Raw genomic sequence first — 20,285 nt, forward strand, 5'->3', positions numbered from 1 at the left:
TGAGTTTTTGATTCGAAATTGGTTCTACTTTAGAATAAATAAGTAAACGTAGGACCAATTTCCCAACCACGTAAACTCAAAGGGTTGATTTCTGCTTCTGCATAAACTCCACCTGCTGTGATTCCAAAATATTTATTAAAAAATACTGTTACAGATCCACGCACTTCCCAAGCTGCAAGAACAGGATTTCGCCTCACATCAGTTCTCAGAAATAAAAACTTATAAGGATTGTATTGTAATCTTAAACCAACGTTTCCAAATTCTTTATTGATCGCATTGTAGAGTGGGTAAGCGTATGCACTTCCAAGTCCTTGGTAAGCCCATGCATTTCCAATGGCAGTGGGATCTGAAGGTAAAAGTAAATTATCTGATCTTTGTACAATTCCAACAGTGGAGAATACGTTCGCATAAAACCTTGCATCACGGTATTGAAAGTATGGTTCTATTTCCCAATTTTTAAAATAAGTAAATTTGAGTCCCAATGCAAAGATGTTAATTTTCATATTATCATTCACTTGGATTTTAGGAAAAGCAACATAATGGTTTGTTACATTCGTAGTTTCTAATACATTGTCCCATTGATAATTTCCTGTTCGTAAGAATTGGCGAACAGAGAATACTGTTGAGAAAACATCTGTAATTTTTTGAGTATAATCCACGCGGATGTTTCGGACCACATGTTCCGAAGAAGAATCAAAGGAACGTAAAGGAACGGTTCCCTGATTTGACGGTGACATTTTTAAATCAATGGATGTGTATCCATAAGCAAACAACCATTTGTCGTTAGCTAATGTAAATACAGAACCTTGGTTGGTTCCTGATCCTTCGGATGGAAAATTGGTAGTGCCGGCATTCGTAAGTCCTGTTCTTTTTCCAATTCCTGGATTGACCACAAGTCCCGTATTCGGATCTCGATGGGCAAAAGGAATATTGGGATTGGTTTGGATTTCTGCCTTCCCCGCACCAGCGTAGAAGAGAAACCTCCACCTTTCTTTGTCCGATTTCTCCTCACCAGGGAGAACCGGACTTGTTGTAGCTTCGTTTGCCTTAGGTAAGGTGACCCCATCTTTTGTCGTAGATTGTGCTAAAAGAGGAGAAAAAGCGAGAAGGTAGAAGGATAGGCTCCATAGAATTTGTTTCATCGGGTCTCTCAGTAGTGTTTTTGGACACTGTTCTCTTAAGAGACTACCGCGATAGACCGAAATCTGTTATCACAGAAATTAATCCAATATACTGTATTTTGTGTTCAATTCCCGGTTTAAGATGGGAGTATTTTTTTTGTTACGTTTGAATTCAATCAAAAGGTCAGGTAATTGACGTTAGATGGTAGTCGTTTTTAACGTTTTTTAAGTGAGATAAGAATTCTAATTCGCAAGGGAAGGACTTCGCATTTGAAACCAAGGTTTTTTACCAATAAACTTCGGTATACCTGATTGAAAATCTTTCTCCCTGTTAAAGGCTTATGGATTATACAATTCGTACAATCTAGTAGGTTGAATTGAAAAGTTCCCTTTCATTTACGATAAAACTAGGTTTTCATCTATCTGACTTTTTTGTGTATAGAATCATCTATGAAATTGAATCTTAACTTTCTCACTCTATTTATTTTTTTACTGCAATTCAGCGCTTGTCATTCGACCAAACCAAAAGAAGAACTAGTTAATTCGCAGAAAGTTCATCTGGAAAATTTTAACACAGAGTTTGAAAAAAAAATATATGAAGTGGTTCCTGGTGTTTATTCCGCAGTCGGATATGGAATTGCTAATTCGATGTTAATCGTTGGAAAAGACGGACTCATTATCATAGATACTTTGGATGAGATACAAGCTTCCAAACAAGTTTTAGAAGAATTTAGAAAGATATCAAATTTACCTATCAAAGCGATCATTTATACCCATAGCCATCCTGATCATATTTTCGGTTCTCAATCGTTTGTCGATGGTCAATCACCTGAAGTTTATGCTCATGAGAGTCTATTACCAGCGGTTCAGAAACTTGCAAGTGAAACCACTCCAATCATTGGAACCAGGAGTGCTCGTATGTTTGGAAATTATTTGGAAAAAAGTGATTTGGTAAATGTAGGGATTGGGCCTTATCAAGGATACAATGCAGATACAAAATTAGATTTTGTTCCACCTACAAAAACTTTTCGTGATACTTTGGAAATTGATATTTCCGGAATTCGGTTGAAGTTAATTCATGCTCGTGGTGAAACTGACGATCAAATTTATATATATTATTCAGAGAAAAATATATTGTTTGTAGGTGATAATTTTTATAAAGCTTTTCCTAATTTGTATACCATTCGCGGAACATGGTTTCGAAGTTTGAAAAATTGGTATCAGTCCCTTGATATCATTAGAAATTTAAAACCAGAATACCTCATTCCTAGTCATGGGAAACCAGTAACGGGTAAAACATATATTTTTGATATTGTGACTGATTATCGAGATGCCGTACAATTTGTACACGACCAGTCCCTCCGAGGGATTAATGCTGGATACCACCCAGACGATTTAGTTGAGTTTGTAAAACTTCCCGATCATTTAAAAAAATCACCATACTTACAAGAAGTGTATGGAAAGGTTTCTTGGTCGGTTCGTTCTGCATTTACCGGTAATTTGGGTTGGTTTAGTGGTGACTCGGCAGAGTTACAACCACTGGATCGGAAGGCCTATGCTGATTTGATTGTGGATCTTGCGGGAGGAAAAGAAAATCTATTAAAATATACAAAAAGTAAGTTACAATCGAAAGAATACCAAGCCGTTTTGACTTTGTCTGGATATCTTCTCCGAAATGATCCAAACTTTTCTGAAGTAGTTTCCTTACGCATTGAAGCTTTGGAAAAACTCGGTCAATCAGAATCGAATGCCAATGCAAAACATTATTATCTTACGGAAGCTTTAGAATTAAGAAAGAAGTTTGTTGCTAAAATCAAAGTAAAGCCAAGCCCTGCATTACTTCGACGTTATCCGGTAAAAGTGATCTTAAGTAGTTTTGTTACCAATTTGGATCCAAATTTAAGTTTTGATTCTGATGAGAAAGTTGGATTTGTATTTTCTGACACGAAAGAATCTTACACCATCCACTTACGAAAAGCTGTGGCGGAAGTGATCCCTGGTTTACTAGACGATGCTAAATTGGTTGTTGAACTTGATTCCCAGGATTGGAAGGAGATGTTGGTTCGATTGAAAAATCCTGCGACAACAGTGCTTAAGTTTAAGTTTAAAAAAGGGAATTTGATCTCTTTTGTTCAGTTTTTGAAAAAGTTTTCACCAAAGGAACAAATTCTGTCTTCACAAATTCCGGCTTACCAATCTATAGGAAAATAATCTTTTAGAAATTTTCCAATCCAGTGTTTCCCTGTGTTGACACCATCAAACAGGGGATCAACGACTCGCGCTGCACCATCTACGATATCTAAGGGTGGTTGGAAATCATGTAGATCTTGTTTTCTTTTTGCAAGTTCCACCGGATCTTCATCCGTGACCCAACCCGTATCCACTGCATTCATAAAGATTCCGTCTTTTGCGAAGTCCTCTGCCGAAGTATGAGTCATCATATTGAGTGCTGCTTTTGCCATATTGGTATGTGGGTGGCGGTCTTCTTTTTTGAATCTATGAAATTTCCCTTCCATGGCAGAAACATTGATGATATGTTTTTTTCCTGTATTGTCCTTTCTCATCAAACCAACAAGGCGATTACAAAGTACAAACGGTGCCACAGCATTCACTAGTTGTACTTCTAACATTTCTGAAGTATTAATTTCTCCGAGTCTTAATCGCCAACTATTGGTTTTGCGAAGATCAACTTGTTGTAAATCGGCATCTAGTTGTCCCTCGGGAAAAACTGCTTCCAATTCATGGGAATTATCATGGGAGTAGGGAATTTGAGAAAGGGCTGCTGAGGAGCGGATTCCGACGCCTGGTGTTTTGTGATTCCAACTGACGGCAAGGGCGGTTGCCGTATCTTTCATTTCCGAATCGGATCGGTAAGAATCTAATTCTTGTTTACAATGTTGGTAAAAACTAAGTAACTTTTGCGCTTCTGGTGATAATTCGGAGATTGTTAATTTTTCTATGTCTAGTAGATGGCTATAAAAACCAGGAGGGCGCCTGACAGTTTGTGCAGCATTATTAATTAGAATGTCCAATCTTTCCAAATGGTTCTCTAAAAATTTACAGAAGATTTCCACACTTGGAGTATGTCTCAAGTCCAAACCAAAAATTTGTAAACGGTCCTTCCATAAGTGAAAATCAATTTCTTTAGAGAAACGGATTGCAGAATCATTTGGAAATCGAGTGGTAGCAATGACTCTGGCACCAGCACGTAACAAAAGTAAGGTTGCTTGATACCCAATCTTTAAACGAGATCCTGTAATGACAGCCACTGTTCCTCTAAGATCTGTTGTTTGGAACCTTTTGGAGTAGTTGAGTTCCGCACAGTTCGGACACATAGAGTCATAAAAAAAATGTAACTTGTTGAAGGGGGTTTTACAAATATAACATGGTTTCGGGTTGGAAAGTTCTTCCGCTTTGTCCCAAGACCATCCGGCTGTGTTGGAAATCTGTAAAGGTGCTTTGAAAACAGATGTTTCTCTTGCTCGCCTGATTCCGGTTAGAGCAGTTTTTTGTTTTTCTTGGATCTTTAGAGTTTGTTTTTTTTCGACACGGACAGTACGATTTCTTTTGCGAACCTCGTTGCGGTCTGGGCGAGAAATTTTGCCACAAAGGATCATCAGTTCCAATCGTTTTTCTTCGGAAATGGTTACAAGGTCTTTAGGAGAATCCAAAAGAGATTTTAAATCCTGTAACAAGGAATCGATGTCCATAGAACCAGAGTTTTTTTTAGGGAAGGGTAAGCAAGTATCTAATCATAAGTTATGTAGTGAAAATAGGTGAATTATTTTTTTAGAACGGCAATCAAATTGAATTCAACAAGTATACTCCATGGCCTTTTGCTTTGGCCTACGCGCACAGGTTTAAGTATTCTTGCGTTATTGGATTTGTCGATAAAGGTATAACTTTCTCCTTTCTGGACGGCTCTTTTCGCTTCTTCGGTGAGTAAGTCGGCCACAATACCTAAAGATTCAATGTCTGGATTGGATGCGTAATTACCGTTGTAAGTGATGAGGGATGTTTTACCGATACCGAATATTTTTTTCGGGGAGAGTTCTGATTGTAACTGCTCCAAAGAAAAATCGGCACCGAGGATTCCCGCAAATTTAGAGTGTAAAAATAAATTAGTCATGAGGCTCGTCATTTTGACTGTTTTCCCTTCGATTGGATAATCATAAGGTTCCATCATGATGTCCTCTCCTAAATCACGAGGAAGAGTGTACCATTCATCCTCTCCTGGTTTGTCATAACCTTGTAAAGGTTCAATGGAAATCCTTCCTGTATGTCTATGGCAGTAGGGGACAAACCTTCCGTTGGCATCGTGACCTTCCTTGGATTTGTATTCTTGGTCCATCAGATCAATTGCATTTGGTTCACAACAAATGGCATAAGCGAGTTGTTGTTCATTTTGTATCAAGTATTCTTGTAAGATGAGAAGTAAGTGTTCTCGTTTCATTCCAATGTTTGCATGAACCAAACTTTGAATCAAAAATTTTAAACCATAGAGAGATGTTGCCATAATGTAGAATTTGGATTCGAGTTCTTTGGCAATATTGTTTGTCCAAAGTTCCGCGTAATCTAAAATGGATTGTTTTTCCATCTCAAGGACGTCAACATTTGCAGATGAATTTTCTAAATTAATGCGAGATAAAATTTCTGAGATTTTTTTTGTAGCTTCGGAAGTTTGGAAAGATAATTTTGTTACTTCATTTGCAACAATTTCAAAACCCCGACCATGTTCTCCTGCCCGAGCCGCTTCGATAGAAGCATTTAAAGCAAGTAAGTTGGTCTGTTTTGCTACTTGTTGGATTGAACCCGCAACAGAACCAATTTCTTTTGACCTTTCACCGAAGGAATCGATAAGATCTTTAAGTTTTCTCATACCTGAATTAGAATAACTATCATCCATGTTTTATCCTCCTCATATATTCTTTTCCATTAATTTCATTATCGGATTTTATGACCTAGCTATTGATATCCGGCTTGTTGTAAGCGAAATAGTTTTTCGTATTTTCCTTTGTTCAAAAGGAGTTCTTCATGGCTTCCCCATTCTGTTTTTTTACCTTGTTCGAGTACTAAAATTTGATCAGCCATTCTTACCGTAGAAAATCTATGAGAAATTAGGATCACGGTTTTACCTTGAGTATGTTCTCTGAAATGTTCGAATACTTTCATTTCTGCTTCCGCATCAATGGCAGATGTAGGTTCATCTAAGATAAGAATGTCTGCACTGGTTCGCATAAAAGCTCGAGCAAGTGCCACCTTTTGCCATTGCCCTCCTGATAATTCACGTCCATCTTGGAACCACTTTCCAAGCCTTGTTGCATATCCGTGTTCTAAATTGGTAACAAAATCATGTGCCATTCCGAGTTTGGCTGCTGGAATCCATTCTGCTTCCGATTGCACTTTTTGTACATCACCCATTCCAATATTCTCTCCTACTTTGAATTGGTATTGAACAAAGTTTTGAAAGATAACTCCGAACCTCTTACGTAAAGTTTCTTCATCCCAATCTTCTAAATGAATTCCATCTAAATAAATTTTCCCGGACGTTGGAGAATATAAACGAGTGAGAAGTTTGATAAGAGTTGTTTTGCCTGATCCATTCTCTCCAACAATTGCAAGTTTCTCTTCTGGTTTTAATTCAAAACTGACATTAGAAAGAGAAGGTTGTTTGGCTCCTGGATATTGAAAAGAAACGGAATCAAAAACAATTCCTAATCTTTGGTGATTTCCTTTTTTATTTCCATATTGTTTGAGGATTTTTAGGTCCAAAAACTCCATAAGATTTTCGATATATAAATGATCTTCATAGATTCCGCCAAAGGCAGAAAGGGCATTGGAAAATGTACCTTGGCCTTGTCTAAAAATGACAAGATACATTGTCATTTCACCTAATGAAATTTTGTGTAACAGGGCTAAACATACAATCCATATATAAGAACCGTAAAAAGCAAACTGGCTAAGTAATCCGAGGAGAAAACTAAAGATTCCTTTGGTTATGGTTAGTTTTTTGTCCTCGATATAAATTCTTTGAAAGTTGTTTTTATATCTATTTAGAAATTCTTTTCCTAAGTTAAAAAGTAAAATTTCTTTTGCATTGTCTTCTCTGGCCATCAAAGTTTCTAGGTAAACTTGTTCTCTAGTTTCTTTTGCTTTCCATCGAAACAATCGGAAACTATGATTCGAAAACTTTGTCTCAGCGATAAAAGAAGGAATGGCTGCGATGACTAAAATAAATGATGCGAGTGGGGAGAGTTTGATGAGAAGCCCAAAAAAACTGACGATCGTGATGGATGATTGAGCAATGGTGAAAAATCTTGTGACCATAGATAAAGGTTTTGAAGATGCCTCTGTTCTGGCCTGTGTCATTTTGTCGTAGGTTTCTGAATCTTCAAATTGTGTAAGTTCTAAACGAATGGCTTTGGAGAGAATCCTTTCGTTCACTTCTTGGCCCAAACGAATGCGTAGTAACGTGTAAGCGATATTGTATAACTTCTGCGATCCGAAATAGAGAATGGTTAAAATCCCTTCGACATAAACTAAACTTACAGCATCTGATTGTAACAAATCCATCCACAACTCGGATTTGGATTGGCTTTGGAGGATGGAATCGATGATTAGTTTTCCAATCCATACAAGAAAGGAAGGAAACAAACCGTTGGCAATGGTCAGAATGGAGATAAGAGCGGTTAAACCTGGGGAACTTTTGTAAGACAAATCAAAGGCGATTCGTGAAGTTTTCAAAATCCTTAAAAAGGTATCGAACATACTAGTTAGATTGTTTTTGGCATTTGTTTTCGATACCTTTTTTTGATTCAATTCAACATTACGTAATGAAATTCCTGATTGTAATATTCCTTTTGAATTGTAAGGATGATAGGATATGTCAAAAGATCGTCTTGATAAAGTTCTCGGAAATTTTGGACTTGGTTCGCGTTCCGATGTTAAGAAGGAGATTCACCAAGGACTTGTCAAAGTCAATGGTGTTGTGACTAAGGATCCTGGTTTTAAAGTTGCTCTAACTGATGAAGTTATCTATTATGAAGAGACCCTTATTCGAAAAGAGTTCTATTATTTTATGATGAATAAGGCGCCTGATTGTATCACTGCAACAGAAGACTCTCGTGAAAAAACAGTGATGGATTATTTAAGCGAAAGACATGCGAACATGAATTTGTTCCCAGTGGGTAGGTTGGATAAAGAAACGGAAGGTTTACTTCTTTTTACAACGGACGGTGTCCTTGCTCATTATTATACATCTCCTAAGCATTTTGTAGAAAAAGAATACTATGCAGAAATTTCTGATGAAGTGACCGATGAAGACATCCTTGCATTTGAATCAGGGGTTGTATTGGATGATGGTTACAGAACTCTACCAGCAAGGCTTGCCATACCAGACCCGCACCAAAAAAAGATAGTCACTGTATGGTTGAAGGAAGGGAAATATAGACAAATCCGTAGGATGTTTCAAAGTTTAGGTAAGGAAGTCACTTACCTAAAACGAATGAAGATGGGAAACTTGACATTAGATCCGACACTTTCACTTGGAAGTTATCGGGAATTGTCTGCGGACGAGGAAATCCTACTCAGACAAAAAACATCGATCATTCAATGAATCTTTCTATTTTCTCAAAAAAAGCTTCTGGTGCCCTCCTTGGGCGAGCTTTTGATAGAGAAACAAATAGTTGTTCGTCTTTCATGCTAGCTAATAAATTTCCGTTTGAATCAATAACGTCTTGTCTAAAATAAAACCTGATCTTTTCGAAACTTTCTATCCAACTTAAAATTTTAACATGTGATCCCGGTTCGGGTTTTTTGTGAATGATGATTTCACCTCCCATAAAGAAGGTTGTCGCATCGGTTTCCTTAATTAAATTTAAATCTACAATTTCTTTAAAAAATAAAAACCGACCTTCTTCAAAAATTTTCCATATTGAATCTGATGGTAACATCCAAAAACAATTCATATCACTATAAGGAATATAATAATCATGTTCAACTGTATTCTGTTTGCTGGGTTTCGGATGAATGGTGAATTTATAAGGAGTTATATTGATTTCTGGAATGCTTGAAATAGTAATGATTTTTCCATCTTGGACTAGGCTAGATGTTGTCTCTAATTCACAGGCTTTTTTTCCACCAGGCCCCAAAATACTTTGTTTCCATAAGAGAAGTCCACTCTGCATTCGAAATACTTGTGACTCTACAGTCATTTCGGCACCAGCAAATTGTTGGTCTAAAAATCGAACATAGGTCGATCCAGGCTGATAGGTGTAATTTTCGTCTAGCATTCGTTCTATGGAATAACCGAATTCCTTTAGGATTTCGCATCTTGCATCATAACCAAACCTTTCATAGGTCCTACTCGTGACGTGACGATTCCAGTCCAAATCAAAGTGGTGGGTAGTTAAGGTTTTACGAAAAATTTGACTCATTGCACTTTTTTCCTAGTCGTAAGTAGTCGGTAAAGTAGAATTCGAGGAATTATCTCTTTTCATACCTTGCTTTGATAAACAATCTTAGATTTTTTGAATTAGGAAGTAGGTTTCCATCATACCTTTTCCTTTCACTTGAATTTCTCGTTTCTCTTCAAATGAAAATTTGGATTTTAGTTTTTTGTAAACTTCTTTGGAAACATGGATCTTTCCTTCAGCCCCATGGGATTCCATACGACTGGCTGTATTTACACTATCACCCCATAAATCATAAATAAACTTACTTTTACCAATTACGCCGGCAACAACTGGGCCAGTATGGATTCCAATTCTGATTTTAAAGTTTTTTGAATCATCAGAGATTCCATTTTTAATAGATGATAACATGTCAATTGCGCATAATGCTACCGCTTCACAATGATCTTCTCTGGGTTCAGGGATTCCTGAAGCTACCATATATGCATCACCGATAGTTTTGATTTTTTCTAAATTGTGGGATTTGATGATTGTGTCAAATTCGGAAAAAATATCGTTTAAAAGAGAAACAATTTTTTCCGGTTCCATAGTTTGTGATAAGACAGTAAAGTCTACGATATCAGCAAAAAGTATGGTTGCTTCGTTAGTTTTATCTGCAATGATTTCAGTTTTTGATTTGAGTCGGTCTGCAATGACAGGTGGGAGGATATTCAGAAGAAGGCTTTCTGATTTTTGATGTTCTATTTCAAGCATGTCTTGTGCTTTATGTAATGTTTTGTAATTAAATAGAGTAACGATATAAACCAATATACAAAATGCAACGAGTGTAATTAGCCTTCCAAGCTGAAAGAATTCTGGTGGTGCTTGGATGATGGGACCTTTATTTGTTAAATATACTTCCACAGCGACAAACAGAATCAGTGCCGATAAAGATACACGTGAAATATACTTAAGCTGCCTTGGAGGGTAAGTATAAAATGCCATAACACTGATTAAAAGTAAAAATAAATGATTGTCCGATTCTCTCCCTGCTTGTAAGGAATTGAAAACGACGCAGGCCATAGTTGTGTAGGAAAAAAATAATTTTGCAAATGTATACCAACCTTTATGGTTACAATATAAAACAAACAACCAAAGCACAGGAAAGAGTAGAGAATTATAAATAATGAATTGGCTGGAAGGGTAGTAGGGTAGAAGAGAAGGAATAATAGAGAATAACCAAATACCAACAATGATGGCCAGAGCATTGGTCAAACGTATGAATTTTGCATCCTTTTCATCTAGATCTTTTGTAATACCAATGTTTAGGGTATTTGTCCACATTTGCTTTAGGAATTTCATTTCAGGAATGGAACTCTGATTTAAACATTACGTCAATGAGAAAATTATGTTCTTATTTTTACACCTTCTGATGAATCTCTAAAAGTTTAACAATCAAATCCAAATTCCCTTCGGTTCCGGTGCATTCTACAAAGAAAGGGAGTTGCCAGTTTTGCGTTGTGGATCCTTGTTTGTTGATTGGTTTGTCCCAAGCAGGATAAACGCGAAATCCTCGTTTTCCTTCTCTTTTGTTCGTTAGAATTCCTTTTTCACCTAAAATTTGTTTTGTGAATAAAAAACAACCTATTCGAGTTTTGTTATTGGTTGCGATAATATAAAAATCGATATCATCTTTAACGTGAAAAGGTTCTATTGGGCCTCGTTTACTTCGTTTCCATAAAGTTACAAATTGTCCAATTTTTTTAGGAGTAATTTTTGCTTTTCGAAATCGTATTTTTCTATCGGGAGTTTGAATATAACAAGCGTCATACTCAGAACTTTCTTCTTCAAATTCGATATTTGTGATAGGTAAACTGAGGCGATCAAATATTCTTTCTTTGATAATTTTTAAAGAAGGAGGAATCGGATCAATTGCAGTAAAACTACGGTTCATAAGGTTTCGATACTTCTTAATTAGTGAGAAACTGACTTTAATCCGACAATCGAAAGGATGAGTGTGGAAAGGAAAAATATTCTCCAGAAATCGGCTGGTTCTTTAAATAAAAAGATCCCGATAAGAACAGTTCCCACGGCACCAATTCCTGTCCAAATCGCATAACTTGTGCCGATTGGTAAAACTTGTGTTACTTTAATAAGTAATAACATACTAATGGTTAAGGATACAAAAAATCCGAAGTACCATAAATATGCTTCATTCCCTGTCGTTTCCTTTGCTTTTCCTAAACAAGCAGCAAACATTACTTCAAAAAGACCGGCTATAAAAAGTAAAATCCAGTTCATACGCACTCTCTAGAGGATAGATTTTTTTCTTAATCAGGAAAAGTAAATCCTATATCAGGCAAACAATTGGGACTAGGAAAAATCGGTATAACTTATATGTAGCTATTTTAGCCTTTTTGTTTTAATTAGAAGAAATTATTCAACTAAATGGTTTAATAATTGACTAAAAAAATACCGAATCTTATATTCAACCAAATGGTTGAATTAAGGAAAAAAGAACAAATTTTGGACCGAGTGTTTGCGGCTCTCGCAGACCATTCACGGAGACAAATGTTGGCCAGACTTCGTAAGGGTTCATTAAGCATTTCTGAACTTGCCGAACCTTTCGCTATGTCTTTTGCAGGAGTTGCCAAACATATTGAAGTACTTGCTGATGCAGAACTCATAAGAAAGGTAAGAGCCCCTGAGGATGGTCGCAGTTTTCGATTGGAATTACAGAATCAAACTCTTTCTGAAGCAACTAACTGGATCGCTTACCATCAAGAGTTTTGGACAAACAAACTTGCAAGGCTCGAAGCCTTTTTAGAGGAGAAAGAACATGAACCCACAAATCCTAAAAGTAGAAAAAAGAATTAATGCAGATCCACTCCGAATTTTCCAGGCCTGGTTGAACTCTGAAGATTTTGCCCAGTGGTTTTTGTCAGGTGAAGGTATTGGGATCGAGTCTGTTCATATGGATCCGAGACCTGGGGGAAAATTCATTATTAATATGACAATGGATGGGAAAATATTTCCGCATGAAGGTGAATATATTACCATCGATTCGCCAAATAAACTTGTATTTACTTGGCGTTCTCATGCTACAGAAAATCAAGATACACTTGTTACTGTAACATTTGTAAAAATAACAGATACAACTGTTGTTACCAGTTCGAAACAAAAGCCACAAACGTTGGTAACTTTGACCCACGAACAGCTAATCAACGACATACAAATTAAAATGCATAATCATGGTTGGACAAGTATTCTTGAAAGTTTGAGCCAATGGATTGATTAGGGTCGAGTTACGATCATAAATTAAGAAAAATAAATGAATGAATAGAATTAAAAAAGGAGTGTTGTATGAACGGGATATACCACAAAGTAGGAATTAGGGCTGAATCAAATGCAGTGATCAATGCGCTGACAACAAAAGCGGGATTAGCCAATTGGTGGACGAATGAGGTCGAAGGAAGTTTTACTTCGGGTGTTTCAGCAGTGGGTGAATCGATTCAGTTTGGATTTGGGCATGGAAATGCTTTTGAGATGAAAGTACAAGAATCAGATCCCAAACGAGTGTTATGTGAATGTGTTTCTGGTCCAGAAGATTGGGTAGGTTCTCATATAGACTTTCAGCTGAATTCAGGAAAGGCACCTGATGGTAGTAAAATGACAATCATTTATTTCCGACACAAAGATTGGAAAAAGGAATCTGAATTCACAGCTCACTGTAGTATGAAATGGGCCACTTTTCTACTCAGTTTGAAGAGTCTTGTCGAAGTGGGAGTTGGACGACCGGCACCTGGTGATATTAAAATTGACGATATGAATTGAGATATTGTTGCCTGGAATGATGTTTTAAACTTCCATTTGTCAAAAATGGAGTAACCAAGGTGTGTATGTTTTCGTATTAAAGAACGAGAACATACACTTGGTAATTGATGATAGTGATCCGATTTATTCTAGATGAAACTTCCAAAATGTAAATAAAGAGCCGCGTAGTTTGACCTGTTTTTTCCAGAATGAAATTATAGAGACTCTTTCTTAGTAATCTTATTTCTTTTGGCCTACAAATCGAATGACGGAACCTGTTCCATTATGAAACGCACCTTCTTTCAGCTGAATTTCCGTTTCTTTTAGTTCTATCGTATGATAGTTTGCGAAGTCGCTTTGAATTTCTTCAATAGAATATAACATATCAATTTCTTTTGGACCTCCCATCTTCTCATCTCTTTGCAGATAGTCAATATGCCGTTTGCTAAATGCTTCAAAGATTATATACCCATTGGGTTTGAGTAAATGATCTAAAGCCTTATGGTATTTTGATTTGATTGCAGCAGGAAAATGTGCATAGATAAGTGCAATGGCATCAAATTGGTTCGGTTGGTAGTTTATAGATTCGATTCCACCTATTTGATAATCAACCGATACTTTATTTTTTTCTGCTAGTTGTTTTGCTTTTTTTTGCCCTTCTATACTGATATCAAATGCAAAACTTTTCCATCCGATTTTTGCTGCATACACCGCATTTCTTCCTTCTCCCTCTGCGGGAAAAAGAATACTACCTGCTTTGAGTTTGTCGAGTTGTTCCTTTAAATACAGATTTGGCGATTCGCCATAAGCAAACTCTTCTTTACTGTATCGTTCATCCCATCTTTTGGTCCAGGCATCGTTCATAATCATATATGAAAAATTTAGGACTTAGATTTTCCACTATTAATCTAGTGGGATTTTAGAATTAAAGAATTCTGCCTGTAGTTTTTAAGTTATACCTTAACCGAATAATGTTTGTTCGTAATCGAGATCTTCTGTAATGATATCCTCTGGTTGGAATTGGGTGATGAGGTGATTCACTTCTGATTCCGAATTGGTTTTCGGATCAAGCCAACGATCTTGATTCTCCTTTCCAATGACTATAGGTTGTCTATGTTTGTTGGGACCGAAGTTATGGATTTCTGCCGTTCTTTTGTTTGCAACTTGTGTTACGATTGTAACCCAGGTTGTATTGTCAGGATACAAACCCCAAATTCCACCAAAGTAGGAATCTTTATCTTTAAATTCAATTTTGAATTTATGTTTTTCTCCATTGAGTTGGGTTTGCCATTCGAAGTATGATAATACTGGAATTAAACATCGATTTGTTGAATAATTTTTCCAAAAGGTAGAAGTAAATATATGTTCCGATTGGGTTGTCGTAATAAGACGATTAGCCCAAGGTTGTTTTGTTCCCCAAATACCAGGAGAAATTACTATTTTGTCTTCAAGATTTTTAATATACCAAAATAGACTATTCGGTTTTACTGCTAACCCATTCATCATATATTTCTGGCTATCTATTTCATAATTGTTGTCTTGAGCGGAAAAATTCCTCCACCGATTTTGGTATTTTTTTTGAGAAACCAGCCTGTTTGTGAATAAATTTGACATTGGTAGTTTAATGAACTAATAGGTTAATTCTTTTCGGATGTTAGGTTTTACGGATTTTCTTTGAGTCGTATCTTGTTAGAATTCATAGTATCAATTGCAGTATTGATAGGTTTTCAAACTCGTAGTGATCCACGAAATCCCCTAACAGCATAATAAGAATCTGCTCCGTTGTGATAGATAAAAACATTCCCATAACGAAAGTCTGCAAACAAAGCCCCACCTAAGTTTCTGATGTTCGTAGGAGTTTGGATCCAACTGGAAGTTTTTTTATCAAATTGACCTAAGGTTTGTAATTCCCTGTATTGTTCTTCTGTGAGTAACTCGATACCCATTGCATTTGCCATATCGATTGCACAATTTTTGGGTTTATGTTCTTTTCTTGCATCTAAGGCTTTCCTGTCGTAACAGACGCTGCGACGATCCTTGGGAGTTTCTTCGCAACAATCGTAGAAGATATATTCCCCTGTTTTTTTATCGTATCCAATGACGTCTGGTTCTCCTCCGGTTTTTTCCATTTCACTGAGAGACCATAACTTTTGTGCATTTGCTTCTAACTTACTTTGTACTTTTGCCCAATCTAAATCTTTATGGCGACTTTTGTTCTTTTCAAAACGGATTTTTAATTCTTGGAGTAGTTCATCTGATTGTTTTTGTGATAATTTCTTTGTATTACTCATGCTATAGTAATTCCTGTGATGAATTCGATACAGTGATATGCAGAATATTTAAACTATTTTGTTTTAAAATTCTAACAAGGTTCAAAATTTTCGTAAAGTAAATTTGAAATGAATTTTTCGTAAATTTTGAATCAATCTTCTATTAAAACTTCAAGTCGGTAAGATCAAAATCAATAAAAGGACATCTTGATCCCATCGAATATAAAAAGGAGATCATTAGTTCTGTAAAGGGCAATCTCTTTCCAGACGTTTTTGCAGATCTTTCACAATGGCAAATTTTCGTTCTCGCAGTTGATCGGGGAATTCTTCCTTGTAAGTTTTAATATCGATATAAGAAAAGTTCATATAAATATTTTTGAAGGGCCTAGGGAAAAGTTGGCCTGGTGATTGAACATGGTGAAGTCCACCGGAAAGGCAAAGGAGCATGATACCATCATCAATTGTTTCTATGATATCTGCGATGCCAGCTCTAACTGTCATGGGCTTTCCGAATTTATCCAGTCCATTTGGCCGTTTCATTCTACCTTCAGGAGCAATCATTACAACATCTGTTGGACGGATATTGTGTAGATAAGTATTCCATGTATCGTCTTTTTTTCGGGAGACTGAAGATAGATTGGGAATCATTAGTTTCCAAAAAGTACCAACAAACGGACGTTTGAGTGTAATGTCTGCTCCAGGGATATTGAAATGACCTGCGACATGCCAGAGGTAACGGAAGGGAAGTACCTGAGAATAGACAAGCTCATACAAAGACGTATGGTTCAGAAAAACCATTAGCCGAATATTTTTCCACGGATCATCAGGAATTGGATCGAGCCATTTATAATGACCTCGATAAAGAATCTGAGAAATGATTTTAACAAATAACAGAATCAGAAATGCAAGAATCTGTCTCACTGCTTCACCTGACTTTTTATAGTTTAAAAGTTACCAACAAGATTTGGCGAAACAAATGAGATCGTTTATCGTTCAGCGGTTGATCCATTATTTTAGAGCTAACGCGCGTAGTTGTTCCTGGAAACCCTCGTTGATATTAACTACTTTCCTTTTTGTTTTTAAGAATTGCATGGACTCATCCACAGATTTGCCGTCAGTCTTTGTAAGGTAAGCAGTCACGATTGCAGCACTCCTAGAGACACCTGAAAGACAGTGGACAAGAACTTTTCCGGTTTTCCTACCTTCTTGTATGAATTCGAGACATTCTGGAAGTATTCCTGATAATGCCTCTGATTTATTATCCATGATACGGAAAGACTTGTGATTAAATTCTCCTTTATGAGGGTCATCGAGAAAGGATCCCAACGATAATATATGTGTAATCCCGATTCGTCTCAGCTCATTCTTATTTAAAGAAGCCTGTAAACCACTGATAAACAATCCATCGACTACTTCATCAGGTACTGCGGTCTCCACAATCGCTGGACTTTCTAATGAATTACTTCTTGCGAGGATACCGATGATTTGATGGATAATGTCGATTTGATTGATTTTTCCTTTTTTGTAACCCTCTGATCCTCGCAGTTGAGCTAGGAAATCGAAAACTTGTTTGCCTATTTCTACCCAAATTTTTGTAGAAGTAGGTATCGGCCCACCTAATCCTCCTCTTCTACGGAGGATATCAAAACTAAGCTCTAATGCTTGACCCAAATCATCCAAACGTGTAGCATAAGGAACACTTCTTGCTAATCCTGTGATCATCAAATTGTCTTCTCCGAAGAGTTTCGTTCGATAATCCGTCTTATAAAACACAACAGGTTTCCCGGCAGTAAAGGCAAGAGTTGCTTCTACAATTCCGCCTTCATCAGGTACTCTTCCATTTAAGTTCAATACAACGCCATCACATCTCTCTAAAACATTATAAACATCAATTGCAAAAATGGCTGATTTAAGATAGTAAGTAGCCCATCCCTGTTCCTCTTCCGGTACAATATCTCTTGCTTTGGGGATTTCTTTGAATAGTTCAGCAATTTCTAATCCGTCTCTTGGAGGAAGAAATGTTTTATAACCAATAGATTCCAAATGATTCGAGATTGCAGTCAATTCCGCGATTTCAGATGGATTGAACATTGGGCCTGCGATATAAATTCTTTCCGTTTTGCTCATATCTTATTTACTCCTTGTAATGGGCTAATTTTTGCGTACAGAGATTAGGCGACTTGATTAAAGCTATATCTATGAAAACCTCGTTCAAAATGGCAAGAAGAATCTTGTTTAAGCCTTTAATTTTTACCAGCAAACAAACGCAAGGTATCATAAACTAACAGAAAGAGATTGTCGTCTGCCAAAATGAAGGTTGGATTCGGTGTCATTATTTGTAATTGTCTTTTTTTGTAGTGTTTTTAATTGTGATACACTTTAGGTTTTTTTAATTTTCCATTTTAATCTGGGAAAGGGTTGATTGCGGATTTTCTATTTCTTTTTTAGAAAGTTTATTTCCAGATTCATCTGGTTAAAAATACATTAGCAACTTTGATATAATTTTTCTCCCACTGAATGCCATCATTCCATCTAATTTGATCAGTGGTATTTCCTGCTATACGAATCAACTCTCCTTAATTTGTGTTTTCTGAGGCTAAAAAGAAAGAAGTAATTTCCTAATTTCTTCGTTTTGGTTTTAGAAGGTTGTGATTTTTAGAGTTCAAGTAAAAAGGTATCTAGAACTTTATCATTTAGGAAATTAAACTTTCCTGTTTCATCTTTTATGACTTGAAATGAAAATTTATAGTCATCTTTTTTTAGAACCATCTTGGTCTCTTTATTTTCTAACATCCATTCATTATCTTTTATCTCATAATAAATGGGGAAAATATCAGAAACTACCGAATTGGAATCTGCGAAAGCAATAATTGCATTTTGTCCATGATCCAATTTGATTCTAAAATATTTTAATGAGTAAAAGCCAACCATTTTTGAACGAAATTTTTCTGCGTTATCAATCATGGTTATTTTTTCTTTTAATTCAGATTCATTTCCCAGATTATATTGAAAAGGAATAAGGTAAATCCATCCAGTTAAAACTCCACATTTGACTTTGACCATCTCAGCATGTTTAGTGCCTGATTTCGTAGAATATTGAAAGGCTGAAAAATCAAGAATTTTTGAGATAGTGAATTTAGGGCAATAGTCGATTTCTTTTTTGTCCCCGAAATTTGAATAGATAGAGGTATTAATATTCAGTCGTATATGTGTATGTTTTTTTATATTTTCGTTTAAAAATACAACCTCCTTAAATCCTTCTACTTTTGTATGATCCAATTTGTTACATTGGAAGTAAAATATTGAAATTGTAAATATTATGGTTTTAATTTGATTCATATTTCCTTCTTGAATTTCATAGAGAGAGGCGATATAAAAAGGTATCTAGTTTCGGAAAATGAAAACATAAGTTTTGAAACGCAGTGAGTATTATTTGTTATATGAAGAACTGAGCTTTCAATAGTGGTTCATTTAATTTTCTAAAATTATTTATCCCACTGCAAACCAGGAGTATTGAATTTAGTTCCTATAGGAAACATTAGATTGAAATTTTTTTTAAGAATTTGTAATAGTTCTTCCGGTGTATCAATTTTTGTTTTATAAGCTATGCCGTTTTTATCTCGCTCCGATAATTCTCTATTTACGAGTGTATATCTTTTTCCATCACTTCCTGCTTGGGCAACTATGAGCCGATCTCTAAAATGTGATTTCGGATGAGTACTTGTAAACCAATTTGCTAGTTCGCGATCAATTTCGGGCATTTCTTCAAGTGTGAATTCACAAACATCGATCCAGCCGGAGGGAAAAAGAACCTGATGGAAATACTTACCATTGTCATGTAAAATCCGTCTTGTTTCGTGATTTGTTTCTTGTTCAATATTTGGTATTAATTGTATCGCAGATGTTAATGATACTCCCCCAACTCCTACATCAGCTAACCAAGAATTGCCTTGAAGTTCTACACGCAGAAAAACATGTGTTCTGGGCGGAGTAAAATCTCTAGGTTTATCTAACCTAACTCTAGCACTGATAGGGGTTACTTCAAAGCCCAGTTTCTTTAAAACATGAAAAAGAAGTCCATTTTGTTCAAAACAATAGCCTCCGCGACGTTGAATTACTAATTTCTCAAAAATTGATTCTAAGTTAATATCAATATTTTTTCCCAACAAAATATCTAAATTCTCAAAGGGAATGCTTTGAACATGTGCATTAGTGATATTGTTAAGTAATTCAAGGGAAGGAAGTCGTGCTCCACTATGTCCAATTCTATCAAAATACGCATCTAAAAATAGATTACTATTCAAAATAACACCTTAATCATTTTCTAGCTTTTGTAGATTAACTTTATAAGTATACGAAATTTTTAGACAAATAGTAAAGCGAATTGTGTTTATTTGAGTTTCCAGTATTGACTCTCGAAGGTTAGCGAGGCGTAAGTCGCTGTTATGCGTAGTTGCGTTTAATGCAATAGATTATATTTTTTTAATAAGTATTTAAATTTTTTGTTCAAATCAGCTTTATTATATTGAATATTCTCTATTTGGAGGGGGCTGTTTTCTCCATTTGTGATTTGTTTCTTAATGTTACAAGTAATGCTTTCTAATTTGAAACTGTTGTTTGAATAATTGTAAATAACATTTATAGTTCCGTATCCTTCATTGGGAAACCCTATTGATTCGTAGAAATTATAA

21 protein-coding genes and 1 pseudogene are annotated in these 20,285 nt (G+C 36.0%); 5 read left to right on the top strand and 17 right to left on the bottom strand.

Annotated elements, in window-relative coordinates:
• Positions 1–29 precede the first annotated feature (29 nt).
• Positions 30–1,142, bottom strand: a complete 1,113-nt coding sequence (locus EHQ49_RS09395; protein WP_135578715.1) for a hypothetical protein — start codon at positions 1,140–1,142, stop codon at positions 30–32.
• A 429-nt stretch (positions 1,143–1,571) separates the two neighbouring features.
• Between EHQ49_RS09395 and EHQ49_RS09400 the strand changes: the two genes are divergently transcribed.
• Positions 1,572–3,332, top strand: a complete 1,761-nt coding sequence (locus EHQ49_RS09400) for an alkyl sulfatase dimerization domain-containing protein (protein ID WP_135578717.1) — start codon at positions 1,572–1,574, stop codon at positions 3,330–3,332.
• Here EHQ49_RS09400 and EHQ49_RS09405 read toward each other — a convergent pair.
• The 4 genes and pseudogenes from EHQ49_RS09405 to EHQ49_RS09415 form a co-directional block, all read right to left on the bottom strand.
• On the bottom strand, positions 3,311–4,831 hold the full coding sequence (locus EHQ49_RS09405; protein ID WP_135578719.1) for an SDR family oxidoreductase: 1,521 nt from the start codon (positions 4,829–4,831) through the stop codon (positions 3,311–3,313). The genes EHQ49_RS09400 and EHQ49_RS09405 overlap by 22 nt on opposite strands.
• A 71-nt stretch (positions 4,832–4,902) precedes the next feature.
• Positions 4,903–5,718 (bottom strand): cache domain-containing protein, encoded by an 816-nt coding sequence (locus EHQ49_RS18830; protein ID WP_482793345.1) that lies wholly within the window; start codon positions 5,716–5,718, stop codon positions 4,903–4,905.
• A gap of 48 nt (positions 5,719–5,766) precedes the next feature.
• Positions 5,767–6,027, bottom strand: a pseudogene (locus EHQ49_RS18880) (methyl-accepting chemotaxis protein); the annotation flags it as partial.
• Between the two features lie 59 nt (positions 6,028–6,086).
• Positions 6,087–7,865 carry an ABC transporter ATP-binding protein gene (locus EHQ49_RS09415; RefSeq protein ID WP_244241422.1) on the bottom strand — a complete coding sequence of 593 codons (1,779 nt, stop codon included), beginning with the start codon at positions 7,863–7,865 and terminating at the stop codon, positions 6,087–6,089.
• A gap of 139 nt (positions 7,866–8,004) precedes the next feature.
• On the opposite strand from EHQ49_RS09415, the gene EHQ49_RS09420 reads away from it, so the two are divergent.
• Entirely contained in the window at positions 8,005–8,736 is a 732-nt protein-coding gene (locus EHQ49_RS09420; protein WP_135578723.1) for a pseudouridine synthase, read from the top strand.
• Here the strand turns inward: EHQ49_RS09420 and EHQ49_RS09425 are convergent.
• From EHQ49_RS09425 to EHQ49_RS09440, 4 genes are all read right to left on the bottom strand, one after another.
• Positions 8,726–9,556, bottom strand: a complete 831-nt coding sequence (locus EHQ49_RS09425; protein WP_135578725.1) for an acyl-[acyl-carrier-protein] thioesterase — start codon at positions 9,554–9,556, stop codon at positions 8,726–8,728. The genes EHQ49_RS09420 and EHQ49_RS09425 overlap by 11 nt on opposite strands.
• Positions 9,557–9,640: 84 nt before the next feature.
• Positions 9,641–10,855, bottom strand: a complete 1,215-nt coding sequence (locus EHQ49_RS09430) for an adenylate/guanylate cyclase domain-containing protein (protein WP_244241423.1) — start codon at positions 10,853–10,855, stop codon at positions 9,641–9,643.
• Positions 10,856–10,931: 76 nt separating this feature from the next.
• Positions 10,932–11,465, bottom strand: a complete 534-nt coding sequence (locus tag EHQ49_RS09435) for a MepB family protein (RefSeq protein WP_135578729.1) — start codon at positions 11,463–11,465, stop codon at positions 10,932–10,934.
• A gap of 20 nt (positions 11,466–11,485) precedes the next feature.
• Positions 11,486–11,812: a DMT family transporter gene (locus tag EHQ49_RS09440; protein WP_135578731.1), complete on the bottom strand. Its 327-nt coding sequence runs from the start codon at positions 11,810–11,812 to the stop codon at positions 11,486–11,488.
• Positions 11,813–12,007: 195 nt separating this feature from the next.
• Here EHQ49_RS09440 and EHQ49_RS09445 point away from each other — a divergent pair, with 195 nt between their 5' ends.
• The 3 genes from EHQ49_RS09445 to EHQ49_RS09455 all read left to right on the top strand — a co-directional run bounded on the left by EHQ49_RS09445 (position 12,008) and on the right by EHQ49_RS09455 (position 13,345).
• Positions 12,008–12,388 carry an ArsR/SmtB family transcription factor gene (locus EHQ49_RS09445; RefSeq protein WP_135578733.1) on the top strand — a complete coding sequence of 127 codons (381 nt, stop codon included), beginning with the start codon at positions 12,008–12,010 and terminating at the stop codon, positions 12,386–12,388.
• Positions 12,351–12,809, top strand: coding sequence for an SRPBCC family protein (locus EHQ49_RS09450; protein WP_135578735.1), 459 nt, complete (start codon positions 12,351–12,353; stop codon positions 12,807–12,809). Before EHQ49_RS09445 ends, EHQ49_RS09450 begins: the two co-directional genes overlap by 38 nt.
• A 65-nt stretch (positions 12,810–12,874) precedes the next feature.
• Positions 12,875–13,345 (top strand): SRPBCC family protein, encoded by a 471-nt coding sequence (locus EHQ49_RS09455; protein ID WP_135578737.1) that lies wholly within the window; start codon positions 12,875–12,877, stop codon positions 13,343–13,345.
• Positions 13,346–13,564: 219 nt separating this feature from the next.
• Here EHQ49_RS09455 and EHQ49_RS09460 read toward each other — a convergent pair whose 3' ends face one another.
• The 8 genes from EHQ49_RS09460 to EHQ49_RS18775 form a co-directional block, all read right to left on the bottom strand.
• Entirely contained in the window at positions 13,565–14,188 is a 624-nt protein-coding gene (locus tag EHQ49_RS09460) for a class I SAM-dependent methyltransferase (protein WP_135578739.1), read from the bottom strand.
• 96 nt (positions 14,189–14,284) lie between these two features.
• A complete protein-coding gene (locus tag EHQ49_RS09465; RefSeq protein WP_244241424.1) occupies positions 14,285–14,827 on the bottom strand; it encodes an SOS response-associated peptidase family protein in 543 nt (180 codons plus the stop codon).
• 224 nt (positions 14,828–15,051) lie between these two features.
• Positions 15,052–15,615 carry a DUF4256 domain-containing protein gene (locus EHQ49_RS09470; protein WP_135578743.1) on the bottom strand — a complete coding sequence of 188 codons (564 nt, stop codon included), beginning with the start codon at positions 15,613–15,615 and terminating at the stop codon, positions 15,052–15,054.
• Between the two features lie 216 nt (positions 15,616–15,831).
• The gene (locus EHQ49_RS09475; protein WP_135578745.1) at positions 15,832–16,515 is read right to left on the bottom strand and encodes a lysophospholipid acyltransferase family protein; all 684 of its coding nucleotides are present in this window, start codon (positions 16,513–16,515) and stop codon (positions 15,832–15,834) included.
• Positions 16,516–16,602: 87 nt separating this feature from the next.
• Entirely contained in the window at positions 16,603–17,721 is a 1,119-nt protein-coding gene (locus tag EHQ49_RS09480) for a dual specificity protein phosphatase family protein (RefSeq protein WP_135578747.1), read from the bottom strand.
• A gap of 528 nt (positions 17,722–18,249) precedes the next feature.
• Positions 18,250–18,933, bottom strand: a complete 684-nt coding sequence (locus EHQ49_RS09485; RefSeq protein ID WP_135578749.1) for a hypothetical protein — start codon at positions 18,931–18,933, stop codon at positions 18,250–18,252.
• Between the two features lie 146 nt (positions 18,934–19,079).
• Positions 19,080–19,898, bottom strand: a complete 819-nt coding sequence (locus EHQ49_RS09490) for an arylamine N-acetyltransferase family protein (RefSeq protein ID WP_135578751.1) — start codon at positions 19,896–19,898, stop codon at positions 19,080–19,082.
• A 155-nt stretch (positions 19,899–20,053) separates the two neighbouring features.
• Positions 20,054–20,285: hypothetical protein (locus EHQ49_RS18775; protein WP_208732191.1), on the bottom strand; the 232-nt coding region annotated here is incomplete at its 5' end.

Source organism: Leptospira perdikensis, from assembly GCF_004769575.1.
In the GTDB taxonomy this organism is placed as follows: domain Bacteria; phylum Spirochaetota; class Leptospiria; order Leptospirales; family Leptospiraceae; genus Leptospira_A; species Leptospira_A perdikensis.